The organism is Enterobacter sp. FW301-JW81 (assembly GCF_058788735.1).
Genome location: NZ_JBYTBA010000005.1, coordinates 295576 through 307269, shown reverse-complemented (window position 1 = coordinate 307269; position 11694 = coordinate 295576). Strand labels below are relative to the sequence as shown.

Below are 11694 nucleotides of genomic sequence, written 5' to 3'. Positions count from 1 at the left end.
CCTACGTTTCGTGCCGCGTTGAGGTTTTTTTGTAGGCCGGGTAAGGCGCAGCCGCCACCCGGCAAAAAATCACTTCAGCAGCTTCACCGTGGCATCAATGTCGATTTCATCTTCGGTGAAGATCATCGTCGTATTCTGGAAGGTGGTGATCGCCAGCTTCTTCACCGTGCGCATTTCGCCCGGCTTTTTATCGGACTTCGGCTTGATGCTATTCATCAGCAGCCCTACCGACAGCACCGCGTTCTCTTTGTCGATTTTGGCATCAACCGGCTCTTCTTCGCTGAACACCACGAAGGATTTGATCGAGGTGAGCTTCACGCGCTCGCCCGCAATATAGAGATGCTTGCTTTCGGGGATCACCTTCACCGCATAGGCGGAGAGGCCTTTGTTATTGGTGGTTGGCTCAAAGGTCACCGCGGCATCTTTCTTAATCAGATCGGGGTTCGCGACCTTAATCACATGAAAATAGCGGTTGTCGCCGTTTTCATCTTTGATAAATCCAAAGCCTTTATCTTTAAACCACGTTGTGATTGTACCGTTCATCGCTGTTACCGCCTGTCAGATCGTAATGACTAAAGTTTTGCAGCGCGCAGTGTAATGCACAATGGCGGAGGAGACAAAAAAAAGCCCCTGCACGGAGGCAGGGGAAAACTCATGTCAGAGCTTATTAGTATTACGTTTTTAGTTGAAGACCATCCCACCATCGATGAGCAGCGACTGGCCGGTCATATAGTCAGAGTCTGGCCCGGCGAGGTATGAGACGCAGGCGGCGACATCTTCCGGTTCGGACAGGCGGCCAAGCGTAATGCGTTTGGCAAAGGTTTCGGTCCCGTAGCCGAGCGGTTTACCCGCCGCCTCGGAGACCTGACGGTCGATCTCCGCCCACATCGGCGTTTTGACGATGCCCGGGCAGTAGGCGTTAACGGTGATCCCCAGCGGCGCGAGATCCCGCGCGGCGGTCTGGGTTAAGCCGCGCACCGCGAACTTGCTGGAACTGTAGACGGCCAGCTCCGGGTTACCGGTGTGGCCCGCCTGGGAGCAGGCGTTGATGATCTTGCCGCCGTGCCCCTCTTTGCGAAACGCGTCGATCGCGGCCTGAATGCCCCAGATCACCCCTTTCACGTTGATGTTGTAAACCTTGTCGACAATCTCCGGCGTGATGGATTCGATTGGCGTGGACGGCGCAACCCCGGCGTTGTTAACGATCACGTCGAAGCCGCCCAGCGCGGTGCGGGCCTTTTCCACCGCCGCAAACACCTGCTCGCGGTCAGAGACATCCACCTTCACGGCGACGGCGCTGCCGCCGTTGCGGATGATTTCGTCGGCTACGGCTCTCGCCGTCTCGTCGTTATAATCCGCGATGGCAACGGCAAAGCCATCTTTCACCAGGCGCAGCGCAATCGCTTTACCAATCCCCTGGCCTGAGCCTGTTACGAGAGCAACTTTTTGCATTTCTCTGTCCTTATATTGATTCACAAAATCTGGCTGAGATGGAGCTGGCCCATCAGCAGCGGGTTATCGCTGTAGTCGACGGGAATGGCTACCACCGCGGGGCCGTCGACATCCATTGCCGCGCGCAGCGTCGGCTCAAGTGCGTCCGCGCTCTCCACGGCAAAGCCTTTCGCGCCGAAGGCGTCGGCATACACTTTGAAATCGACCGGGCCGAACTCGACGCCGGAAAGACGCTGGTATTTTTTCTCTTCCTGGATGGCCACCATGTTGTAGCCGTTATCCACCCAGATGATGTGCAGCACGTTGGCGTTGAGGCGCACCGCGGTTTCCAGCTCCATGCTCGACTGCAGGAAGCCGCCGTCGCCGGAAACCGACACCACCTTGCGCCCCGGGTTGACCAGCCACGCGCCGATCGCCCACGGCAGCGCGACGCCCATGGTCTGCTGACCGTTGGAGATCATCACCTGACGCGCCCGGAAGCTGTAGAGGTAGCGGGCGATCCAGATGTGGAAGCTGCCCATGTCCACGGTGAGCGTTACGTCGTTATTCACGATGTCCTGCATGGCGCGCACGATGCGCAGCGGATGCAGGGCAAACTGGTTGAGCGAGGCGCCACGGCGGTCGAGCAGATCGCGTTGATGCTGGCGATCGACCAGAATCTCTGATGCCCGCTGGCTCAGCTCCAGCTTACGATCGATGCGGTTAGCGAGCAGGTTCAGGGTTTCGGCGATGTCCCCCACCAGTTCCAGATCCGGCACGTAGTTACGTTCTTCATAGGCGGGCAGCACGTCAATGTGCACCAGCGTGGCGTCGCCGCTGTTCCACATGGACGGTTCGTACTCCACCGGGCTGTAGCCGATGCAGATAATCAGATCCGCCAGGTGAAGCAGCCTGTCGCCTGCCTGGTTGTTAAAGAGGCCGACGCGTCCGGCGAAGCGGGTGAAGTGTTCCTGGTTCACCGCCCCGGCGGCCTGATAGGTGCTGGTGACCGGAATACGGCTTTTCTCCAGCAGCTTGCGCAGCGCGGCGCTGTTTGCGGGCTGGCTTGCCATCAGGCCAAGCAGGATGACGGGGTTTTTAGCGTTGTCGATAAGCTTCGCCACGTCGTTAATGGCGGATTCCGGCGCCGGGCCCATCAGCGCCGGGCCGCTGGCGGGTAAAATCGCCCCTGTCGCGGGCTGGTCAACAATATCCTGCGGCAGGCTGACGAACGCGCCCCCCGGCCTGCCGTGCTCGGCGGCGCGAAACGCGTTCGATACCACCTCGGCAATGGCGTCCGGTGAACTGACTTCTACAGCGTATTTGGTGACCGGGCTGAACATGGCGACGGTATCCATGCTCTGGTGCACCAGCTTGGCTTTATCCGCCCGCTTCACCGCCCCGCCCAGCGCCACCACCGGGTCGCCTTCGCTGTTGGCGGTGGCGATGCCGGTGATCAGGTTCGAACAGCCCGGCCCGGAGGTGACCAGCGCGACCCCGGCCTTGCCGGTCAGCCGCCCTACCGCCGCCGCCATAAACGCCGCGTTCGCCTCGTGGCGGACGGGAATAATCTCGATGGAGGAGTCCAGCAGGGAGTCAAAGACCTTGTCGATTTTCGCACCCGGGATCCCGAACACCTGCTTCACGCCCTGCGCTTCCAGCTGGCCGACAACCATATCGGCGCCGTGCGCCCACTGACGTGACTGTTTCTCACTGTTCACGGTAGTTCTCCTGTTAGTTTTCGACGGAACGGATCGCTGCATCAAGATTGCTGGGGTGAAGGTTGGCCTGTAAAAACGCGCTGTCGGCGGGCAGGTCAATCATTAGCTTGTGAATTTCACCGAAGGTGAGCACGCCGCTCTCCAGCTGGTAGTCGAGCAGATGTCCGCCGCCCTGACGGTCATCGGTGATGAAATGCTCGTGATAGCCCGCTACGTTAATGCCCTGCATATGCTGCGGCGTGCGGAACCCGACCAGCACCCCTTCGCGCTGGTTAAAGCGGAACACCGGCTGGTCATCCAGCACGTCGGTCATCGCGCGGTACGGCGGCGTCTGGCGCGGTACGGTGCGGGTGTGGGCATGGCGGAAGTTGCCGTCGATGCGCAGCGCGCAGAACAGATTATCGGAGGGAATTTGCTGGTCGATCGCGTCGTGGATCTGCTGACGGCTGACCGGGCCATTGAAGGTTATCCGATACTGGGGCTGGAACCAGGTCATCACCGCGAACGGCGTTTTCTGCTCTGGCTTCGCGGCCCGGGCGCTGCCGTCGGCGCGCAGTTGGTACACTTTGCTGCTGAAGGCAATCATTTCGCCGTCCAGCTCGTTGAAGGTGCCCAGACCAAAATCACCGTGCGCCAGCAGATCGGCGATGGTGGTCTCCCCCTCGTACACGCCGCTTAGCAGGGCGCTCATTAGCGATGTCTGATAGATCACGCTGTCAGGATGCTGGGCGGAGAACCCGCGCAGGGTCTCGCACAAGCTGGCCTCACAGTCGCAGGCAGATGAATGCATCATCACGCTCGTCCTCTTCAACTTTATTTAGAAAGGTTAAATAAATGTTGACCCGATTCAGCAGAGAGTTCCAATATAGAATCCATGGTGGTTTGAGACGTTTTAGATATGGAACTTCGTTATCTGCGGTATTTTGTCGCGGTTGCACGCGAGCGACACTTCACCAGGGCGGCCGAAGCGCTGGGTATTTCACAGCCTCCTCTGAGTCAGCAGATCAAACGGCTCGAAGAGGAAGTGGGCACGCCGCTGTTCAGACGCCTGACGCGGGGCGTGGAGCTGACCGAAGCGGGAGAAGCCTTCTACGAGGACGCCTGCAAGATCCTGGCGCTGAGCGACGCCGCGCTGGAGAAAGCCCGCGGCATCGCGCGCGGGCTGAACGGCAGCCTGTCGATTGGCATCACCAGCTCCGACGCTTTTCATCCCAAAATTTTTGCCCTGATCCGTCAGTACCAGGTGCAGAACATGGCGGTGCAGGTTCACCAGGTGGAAGCCAATATGTCTTCGCTGACGACGATGCTGGCGGAGGGTGAGCTGGATATCGCCTTCGTGCGCCTGCCGTGCGAGAGCAGCAAGGCGTTCGAGTTAACAATCCTCGACCGGGAGCCGATGGTGGTGGCGCTGCATCGCGACCATCCGCTGGCGGCAAGCGGCGATCTGGCGCTGGACCAGCTGCGTGATACGCCGGTGGTGCTCTTCCCGCAGGAGGTCGCGCCCGGCCTGTACGACCGGGTTTACGGCTGCTGCGAGCGGGCCGGGATTGACGTGCAGCACGCGCTGCAGTCATCACAGCTTTCATCCTCCCTGAGCATGGTTTCCGCGGGCGGCGGCTTCGCGCTGGTGCCTAAATCCATGGCGGCCATTTCTCCACCGAATGTTACCTACCACGCGCTGAGCTCGCCGGAGCTTTATACCGATATCGCGCTCTGCTGGCGGCGCTTTGAACGCTCGCGGACGGTGAAACGGTTTCTGGCGATGATGAGCGAGGGGTAGCGGTCGATTTGGTTGGTGGTTGTTGTAGGCCGGGTAAGGCGTAGCCACCACCCGGCAATGCCCTTCTGGAAGCCGCCTCGCAAACCTGCAAGCAACCTTATGTAATTCAGGGGTATCCCTTTTCATCCCTTCTTCACGGTCGTAAAGTGCTTGCGTTGCGGTACATCCGTAACCGGGCGTAGGAACCCGTTAGCATAACATGACACTTTTTTGCACAACGAGGATGCTAAATGGCGACTACACCTAACTTTTCTTATGCGCTCTCTGATGAAAGCGCTGTTCATCACCTCATCAATCTTCAGCTTTGCGATTCCGCAGATCTCTTCGAACTGGCTGACACCTGCGCCGCCTGTGTGAGCGTGCTGGTGGAAACTGACGATCCCGTGACGTTTTCCATACTTTGCGAGCGCTTGCTGGAACTGCTTAAACGCCTGCGTGAACATTGCGATACGGAGCTTCCCCCGCATCTGGTTGAACGGCTCATCGCGGGGGAGAAGATCGTTTCCTGCGTGCCGGACTGCTGGCAGGAGACGGCGTTGCAGGTGGATTATGCTGTGGCGTTAACGCTGGCGGTGATGGGCGGGACACTGCCTGCAAGCGTGGCGAAAGAACTCACTGGGCTACTGCATGATATGGTCTGGCTGCTGGCTGAGTTTGTGAAGGAGCCGTATATTCCGGCACATTAAGGCGGGTGATGGGAGGCAGGGGTTCTGCTGCTGCGGACGGGCGAGGATTTCGGCCAGATACCCCTCTCTTTTCCTGGTAATTGTCTATATCAAAGCATCTGTTACTCTGGCTGGGCTCAATGGATGACAAGGATGAGAGATGCTGAATCCAGGATTCGTTACCCGCAAAGCGCTTGCTCACTGGCGGGACGTTCCCGCTTTTCTACCCCAGTTTCAATTTCATGAGAAACATCGAACGGTCATTCATACTGCTCATCCTGAAACTATTCTGCCATTGATTGCTAACTTTGACGTCCGGCAAGACCCCGTGATTCAGCGGCTAATGTCATTACGTCAAATACCGCAGAAATTTCTGCGCAACCCGCAATCTAACGCGATCGGCGACTTTGGTTTGCACAGCTTTACCCTTTTGAAAAGCTCAGCATCTGAGCTGTGCTATGGCTTAATCGGGCAATTCTGGCGGACAGATTTCGGTCTGGAAGACGTGCCGGATGCCAGTGCTTTTCAGACGCCAGCCGCTCCGGGCAGTGCGAAACTGTTACTTCGCTATCGGATAACGGAACTGGCGCCAGGGCAACATGAACTCTGTACGGAAACGTTCGTCTATTGTCCGGACAGAAGCACTCGGCTAAGGATGACAGCTTACTGGCTGGTAATCCGGGCGGGCAGCGGCTGGATCCGTAAAAGGACGCTGAAGGCGGTCAGAGAGAATATTGAAAGTCAGACGTGAGGTGTACCTGTGAAATGTTCCGAAAGGAAACCTCGCGTGAATATTTTCCTGAATGTTTATGGGTTGAACAATGGAGGTTTTGATGAGTAAGCACGCTATTGCCTGTTTGCTCTTACTCAGTGCATTCGATGTAAATGCTGCTGATGGCGGTAAGGGTGGTGATGGCGGAAACGGTTCTGATGGCACCGCCTCATCTAATGGCCGAGCGGGTTGTCCGGGCGGAACAGATCCGGATCCATCGGGGCATTTTTATCTTCCTGGTACAAAACAGCAATGCAACCCGGGGAAGCAGGATGCAATGAAGAGCGCCAGGCAATGAGAAAAGCATGACAATACGCGAGCTCATCCTGATTCTGTTTCCTTACCTGCCTCCAGCTCCCGGCAAAATGTTTAGCAAGGTAAAAGATAGGCATCCTCCACACTGGACGACACCGACAGATAAGCGTTTGTGGGAAGCTACTCAAGGAAAAACAGAACCACCTGAGCGCTTCTCACGAAAAAATCGATTTGATCTTTTCGGGCAGCACGAGGTTGAAAAGAGCTATCGATCCAGCGTTATTATTACAATAATGTTGACCTTATCTGGGTTCGGTATATTCATCCTTTAGTTAAGCGTCTATTCATTATGTCATTAACATAATGTTCAATCGAAATATTGTGCTCCCGATTAATCTGAGAAATGAATGCGCTAAGATGCTCTTGCGATGCATGAAGAGTAGTGGCGATAAGGTTATCAAAATCGTTCTGAGTGAATCGTTTGTGTCCCTTCAACGTCGAACTCTGGAGCAAAGTGTGTGCGGTCATTTCCAGGACGGCCCGCCGGTAATGATCGGACAGCAGGACGTCAAGATCGGTCTGAAGAATATCAAACTCAAAATGAAAACTGACAAATCCTGATTCAACAGGTAATGAATAAATCAGTTTGTCACCTAATTGCTCAACGTAAGGTTCATATCCTTCTCCCATTACTCGCGTAGCCTGCATATAACCCCTCTTCTTTCATGCATTAGATTAATTCCACTTGAATAAAAACACAGCATTACTCTTTTAAATCTTATTTACAATACCCCATAAGAAAAAAGAGAATATTTCCTCGCTATAAAATGATATTTTACCGTGAGGGTTTCCTTTTTAAAGAAAAAATCTATCCATAAAAATAATTATAAAACGCATTGAAATTTTCATTACCAATAAGAGGCACAATCCTTTCCCGCAGCTCATCAATAAAATCATCTTTTACTTCGTTATTATCATCTGCTATATCAAAGATATCATATTGACCATATACCAAATCAATAAGCTCAGCTAAAGAATATATGAACCCAGAGAGACTACTAGCTATCTGAAACGGTTCAATTACATCATAATCTGCATAAACAGAGGAACTCCCTTCATCGATAACCGCAATTATCGGTTTACCTCCACCTAAATCATCGCCAATAACAAGATAATTATCTGGTAAGTATTCATAACCACTTTGAGCCTTCAAGAGCTCACTGACTGAGTGAAGTTTAATTGGCGTGAAGCCTGTTTCAATCTTTAACTTTTCAGGGTTGTAATTTTCATATAGATATTCCACCTCTGTTGAACGAGGTAGGTTGGATGGGAAGGCATTGTCCAGATCATGGACGCTGCTAAAACTCCCTGACACCGAGTATTTATTGCAAATGACAATAAGTTGTTTTAATGCTTTTTCAATCTCATTCACAATGGTCTCAGACGCATCCATAAATATAGCCCTCAGTAATAACCAATTAATTTAGAATAACATTCTCAGTATGTACTACCTTCAAACAAGCTAAGTAAATCAATTTTCAATTACTCTCTCGATCTTTAAATCAAAGCTCTATGAAATTATCGTTCTCGAGATAAAAATTTAAACCTGATATGAAATCCCCTACAGATGGTTTTTCTCTTTGGATAGAGATATTATGTAATACATCTATAAATTGCTCTCCATAGAAAAAGAGCTCTAACGAATTTTCGACAACAAAATCAGGATATACTTCCTCATCGTCATCACTAATGACAGGATAGCTTTCCAAATAACAAACAAGATCTGCTTTTGCAGATAACTCATATTCTTTTGTATACACACAAAAATTATCCAATGTATACCCACCCATAATTTCATTTATTATATCATCTAAATCATAAGCTTTTCTGTATTCTAACTGACTCATACGCACAATCCTTGAGGTTTATCTTTTATACTTTTTAAAGCAAGCAGTTAATGATAGGATTATAAATTCCATTGGACTGTAATTTAAATTAATTTTTATAATCCGGGAAAATCATTCCCCGGAACATTTTGGCTAATTTAAATCTTACCCATATTAATAAATAGGGTCAACAAAGTCTATTCCTTTCACGTTATGCTTAGAAAGGAACTCTTTAAATTCATTTGAAATAATTACGCAAGATTTATATTCACTACATCTTGCCATACTAAAATCTTCAATAACATTTTCTTTGAAAACTATTTTACTAAACTTCCTTGGACCATTATGTAAATAACTTAATATAGGTTGGCTTTCTGAAGCTTCCATATCGATGCATGAAACCTCTCTTAGTATATTAATTATTTCATACCCTTGATGTTGGGTTTCATTTACAGATACAGTTGCGTCAATAAGTTGAACATCAGTCCGAAAAACATCGTGACAAGAAATTAGTGATGCTAATCTGGATGATATAAATATAGGCCCATCACTATAATAAAAATCATATGCAAGCAGTGCCTTCTCACTCACCTTAGATTTTAATTTAAAAAAATACCCCTCGTTAGTTTCAATTGATTTACATTGAGAAAAAGCACTTCCAGATATGTCAGGGTGCTGGTATTCAAACCAATAACTATTGGGGTAATCAGAAGCAATTCTTAACCAATACATATTTAACGCCTTATGTTTAAAAACATATTTATGAATGCTATATTAATTTTATTTAATTCTAGTCGTATAGCTTTTGTACTCATTTCACTAAACGGGGTGAGTACGATACACCCCGCGACTTTATTTAAAGATAATTAACCTCACATTTTCCAATAATATCGAAAACGTGGTCGTATGTGCTTAGCACTAGTCGTTGCAGATCATCTTCTCTTTCAGTTTCGATTAAATCAAAGCTCGACTGTAAATTCCCATCATAAGGATAATCACCTATTTTATATACAGACATCATTTCGATATTACTGAATAAAACTCAATACGAACATCAGGAGCATCTTTTATACTTGGCTTACAAGAAGATAAGCTTAAAGAAGCTTTTACCAAAAAATTAAAGGGGTAAAGTTTTAGCTCGGTGCCAGATACTATTAAAGCATCACGATCGTAAATCAGACCATATTTTATTTCTAGTGCCTTTACATTCATGTCAACGATATCCTGTCGTGCTTAACGAATTACAATCTTAACCAGTTGAAATTATGCATTTTAAAACATTAACATTTTGGCGGAGATAGAGTTTCAACACGGGTGAACAATTATTATTAAATTATACAAACGTATATTTTTCTGAGGCCTGGCATTAATACCATAATCAATTAGAAAATTTTATAAAAGCAATTAAAAAATAAGAAAGTAAATGCATTATGAATAAAGACATCATCTGTATTATATAAGCCTGAAATAATTAATATTAATCCAGATTTTATTAATCATTTATCTTTACGAGCACTGCCAAAAACCAGCTATAATATTTCCGTCGGATATATTTTTATACAAATACAAAGCACCATAACCAAAGATGTAATCACCATCAAGCAATGCATCTGGATAATAATCTTCATCTATCTGCATGAAAAATTTATAATCATCCTTCTGCAAAGCATCAAAATAATAAGCTTCCGTTTGTATTAACCTTGCTTCTTCGGTTTTAGTGATAAAATCAAACTCTTCATCTTCAACCTTATCATAACCAACAATAACTGCCTTGTTAATGTGTTTTATCGTAAATGCATCATTATTGCTTTCATCAGAATGCGTGTGCGTAAAAACTTTTACTGAACAATTAGGGTAGATTTTTTTATCAATCATATCATCATATCGTTCAGGAGTAAGTATCGTAATATACTCATGTCCATCATCAGGATTCTGAACTGTCAAATAAAACTTATACCCCTGAATCTCATCTAGTTTATCTAAAAATAATTCAGGGATATTTCCACCAATCCTCCCAATGACATTACCATCAGAAAAGATACTTATTTTAGAGATCAGATTATATTTAATCATTTCTTAAACTCCCCCCATAAAAAGTACATTTTCTCTTTCCTAATTCTCATAACCATTTCAGCGAACAAATTCTTAGCATCTTTAAGTCGCATTTATGATTAACTTCAATGTACGTCTCTTTAGGTATAATTGAAAAATATATTAGTAAAAGCCCGAAAAGCTTATTTTCTCCGCAGGCTAATGGATTTAATAGAGCCTGGAGTCTGAGCGTGGTACAACATCTCTTATACCAAGTTGATTCGTTTTTTCAAAAATTAAATCATAGCAATGTACAGTCTCCCCCCCTTTTAATAAATGAACCCCTTCAAGGCTCACTTTATATATTCCTTTAGGAACATCAGTGTTAATCCAACCAGTATAATCCTCCCACTCCCAAAATACTGCCATATCAGCAACGTATAAATCACCAGTTACATTAAGATAGAAATACTTATCTATGAATATAACTTCTCTATCTTTATTGTCGGGGAATTCATTTAAAAAAAGCCTAACAATATAGCCACCATCATCAAGTCCCATAATAGGTAAGGCAATACCTTTATTAAGAACAAGATCCCCTTTGTCTGTGGTGGTGAATTCCTGGAGAATGTTATCTCCATCCTCTATCTTCCCACCAAATGGGGCCAGTATTCCTGGATAATCGAAAATTACTATCCCGTTAAAATCCACATCAATGTCAATTGTTTTAACCACATCTACCTCCTGATGCCTTACCTGTTTCTTGATTATTAACAACGCAAGCATTTTTCGATGTGCTTCTTTGGGAGTGACATTTTGACTAAGATTCCAGCCGTCGAAGGAATCCTTAAATCGTTTGTAATATGTGAAACGGAATCTAAATTACGGCTAGTCACATTGAATGGATCGTCCGCGGATCCTTGCCACGGCCCCTGATTTTTTCCGGTATCATTTTTAATAGCTCTATGTAGTTCTTCATGCATTCCAGCGCTATAAGGACCCGGGAAAAACGTTGGTGTATTTTCATAGTACCAAGATCGGTTGGTCCAATGCTGTTGGCTATTTTTCGTGGCATTAAATGGTATCCGATTCAAATTGGGTTCAATGCCCATGGCATTAACCCTAACATATTTTTCCAAGTAAGTTGGTTGGG

Annotated in this window: 16 protein-coding genes; 4 read left to right on the top strand and 12 right to left on the bottom strand. The window is 47.9% G+C overall.

What is annotated here, in order from left to right; translation table 11 throughout:
• Positions 1-69: 69 nt before the first annotated feature.
• The 4 genes from AC3WOK_RS17155 to budA all read right to left on the bottom strand — a co-directional run bounded on the left by AC3WOK_RS17155 (position 70) and on the right by budA (position 3945).
• Positions 70-543: a cold-shock protein gene (locus AC3WOK_RS17155; protein ID WP_063955441.1), complete on the bottom strand. Its 474-nt coding sequence runs from the start codon at positions 541-543 to the stop codon at positions 70-72.
• Positions 544-681: 138 nt separating this feature from the next.
• Positions 682-1452, bottom strand: coding sequence for a (S)-acetoin forming diacetyl reductase (locus AC3WOK_RS17150; RefSeq protein ID WP_492354857.1), 771 nt, complete (start codon positions 1450-1452; stop codon positions 682-684).
• Between the two features lie 20 nt (positions 1453-1472).
• The gene (gene alsS / locus AC3WOK_RS17145) at positions 1473-3194 is read right to left on the bottom strand and encodes an acetolactate synthase AlsS (RefSeq protein WP_492354856.1); all 1722 of its coding nucleotides are present in this window, start codon (positions 3192-3194) and stop codon (positions 1473-1475) included.
• On the bottom strand, positions 3166-3945 hold the full coding sequence (gene budA, locus AC3WOK_RS17140) for an acetolactate decarboxylase (RefSeq protein ID WP_010428351.1): 780 nt from the start codon (positions 3943-3945) through the stop codon (positions 3166-3168). The genes alsS and budA overlap by 29 nt, the downstream gene beginning before the upstream one ends.
• A gap of 105 nt (positions 3946-4050) precedes the next feature.
• On the opposite strand from budA, the gene AC3WOK_RS17135 reads away from it, so the two are divergent.
• From AC3WOK_RS17135 to AC3WOK_RS17120, 4 genes are all read left to right on the top strand, one after another.
• On the top strand, positions 4051-4932 hold the full coding sequence (locus tag AC3WOK_RS17135; RefSeq protein ID WP_059310755.1) for a LysR family transcriptional regulator: 882 nt from the start codon (positions 4051-4053) through the stop codon (positions 4930-4932).
• A 230-nt stretch (positions 4933-5162) separates the two neighbouring features.
• Complete coding sequence (locus AC3WOK_RS17130) at positions 5163-5618, top strand: hypothetical protein (RefSeq protein WP_063429384.1); 456 nt, start codon at positions 5163-5165, stop codon at positions 5616-5618.
• Between the two features lie 139 nt (positions 5619-5757).
• Positions 5758-6348 carry a hypothetical protein gene (locus tag AC3WOK_RS17125; protein ID WP_063429386.1) on the top strand — a complete coding sequence of 197 codons (591 nt, stop codon included), beginning with the start codon at positions 5758-5760 and terminating at the stop codon, positions 6346-6348.
• Between the two features lie 82 nt (positions 6349-6430).
• Positions 6431-6667: a hypothetical protein gene (locus AC3WOK_RS17120; protein ID WP_492354855.1), complete on the top strand. Its 237-nt coding sequence runs from the start codon at positions 6431-6433 to the stop codon at positions 6665-6667.
• A gap of 278 nt (positions 6668-6945) precedes the next feature.
• On the opposite strand, the gene AC3WOK_RS17115 is transcribed toward AC3WOK_RS17120, so the two are convergent.
• The 8 genes from AC3WOK_RS17115 to AC3WOK_RS17080 all read right to left on the bottom strand — a co-directional run bounded on the left by AC3WOK_RS17115 (position 6946) and on the right by AC3WOK_RS17080 (position 11653).
• A complete protein-coding gene (locus AC3WOK_RS17115) occupies positions 6946-7332 on the bottom strand; it encodes a hypothetical protein (protein WP_063429388.1) in 387 nt (128 codons plus the stop codon).
• A gap of 160 nt (positions 7333-7492) precedes the next feature.
• The gene (locus AC3WOK_RS17110) at positions 7493-8077 is read right to left on the bottom strand and encodes a hypothetical protein (protein ID WP_492354854.1); all 585 of its coding nucleotides are present in this window, start codon (positions 8075-8077) and stop codon (positions 7493-7495) included.
• 109 nt (positions 8078-8186) lie between these two features.
• The gene (locus AC3WOK_RS17105; protein ID WP_063429390.1) at positions 8187-8531 is read right to left on the bottom strand and encodes a DUF7716 domain-containing protein; all 345 of its coding nucleotides are present in this window, start codon (positions 8529-8531) and stop codon (positions 8187-8189) included.
• Positions 8532-8684: 153 nt separating this feature from the next.
• Positions 8685-9242 (bottom strand): imm11 family protein, encoded by a 558-nt coding sequence (locus AC3WOK_RS17100; protein WP_131797873.1) that lies wholly within the window; start codon positions 9240-9242, stop codon positions 8685-8687.
• Between the two features lie 285 nt (positions 9243-9527).
• Positions 9528-9722, bottom strand: a complete 195-nt coding sequence (locus AC3WOK_RS17095; RefSeq protein ID WP_242658867.1) for a hypothetical protein — start codon at positions 9720-9722, stop codon at positions 9528-9530.
• Positions 9723-10016: 294 nt separating this feature from the next.
• Positions 10017-10583: a hypothetical protein gene (locus AC3WOK_RS17090; RefSeq protein WP_063429392.1), complete on the bottom strand. Its 567-nt coding sequence runs from the start codon at positions 10581-10583 to the stop codon at positions 10017-10019.
• 186 nt (positions 10584-10769) lie between these two features.
• Entirely contained in the window at positions 10770-11276 is a 507-nt protein-coding gene (locus tag AC3WOK_RS17085; protein WP_437749430.1) for a hypothetical protein, read from the bottom strand.
• A 35-nt stretch (positions 11277-11311) separates the two neighbouring features.
• Complete coding sequence (locus AC3WOK_RS17080) at positions 11312-11653, bottom strand: hypothetical protein (protein ID WP_489146298.1); 342 nt, start codon at positions 11651-11653, stop codon at positions 11312-11314.
• Between the last annotated feature and the right edge of the window lie 41 nt (positions 11654-11694).

Coding starts and splice junctions, on each gene's coding strand:
- AC3WOK_RS17155 (WP_063955441.1), bottom strand. CDS start 543: ATGAACGGTACAATCACAACGTGGTTTAAAGATAAAGGCTTTGGATTT.
- AC3WOK_RS17150 (WP_492354857.1), bottom strand. CDS start 1,452: ATGCAAAAAGTTGCTCTCGTAACAGGCTCAGGCCAGGGGATTGGTAAA.
- alsS (WP_492354856.1), bottom strand. CDS start 3,194: ATGCAGCGATCCGTTCCGTCGAAAACTAACAGGAGAACTACCGTGAAC.
- budA (WP_010428351.1), bottom strand. CDS start 3,945: ATGATGCATTCATCTGCCTGCGACTGTGAGGCCAGCTTGTGCGAGACC.
- AC3WOK_RS17135 (WP_059310755.1), top strand. CDS start 4,051: ATGGAACTTCGTTATCTGCGGTATTTTGTCGCGGTTGCACGCGAGCGA.
- AC3WOK_RS17130 (WP_063429384.1), top strand. CDS start 5,163: ATGGCGACTACACCTAACTTTTCTTATGCGCTCTCTGATGAAAGCGCT.
- AC3WOK_RS17125 (WP_063429386.1), top strand. CDS start 5,758: ATGCTGAATCCAGGATTCGTTACCCGCAAAGCGCTTGCTCACTGGCGG.
- AC3WOK_RS17120 (WP_492354855.1), top strand. CDS start 6,431: ATGAGTAAGCACGCTATTGCCTGTTTGCTCTTACTCAGTGCATTCGAT.
- AC3WOK_RS17115 (WP_063429388.1), bottom strand. CDS start 7,332: ATGCAGGCTACGCGAGTAATGGGAGAAGGATATGAACCTTACGTTGAG.
- AC3WOK_RS17110 (WP_492354854.1), bottom strand. CDS start 8,077: ATGGATGCGTCTGAGACCATTGTGAATGAGATTGAAAAAGCATTAAAA.
- AC3WOK_RS17105 (WP_063429390.1), bottom strand. CDS start 8,531: ATGAGTCAGTTAGAATACAGAAAAGCTTATGATTTAGATGATATAATA.
- AC3WOK_RS17100 (WP_131797873.1), bottom strand. CDS start 9,242: ATGTATTGGTTAAGAATTGCTTCTGATTACCCCAATAGTTATTGGTTT.
- AC3WOK_RS17095 (WP_242658867.1), bottom strand. CDS start 9,722: ATGAATGTAAAGGCACTAGAAATAAAATATGGTCTGATTTACGATCGT.
- AC3WOK_RS17090 (WP_063429392.1), bottom strand. CDS start 10,583: ATGATTAAATATAATCTGATCTCTAAAATAAGTATCTTTTCTGATGGT.
- AC3WOK_RS17080 (WP_489146298.1), bottom strand. CDS start 11,653: ATGGGCATTGAACCCAATTTGAATCGGATACCATTTAATGCCACGAAA.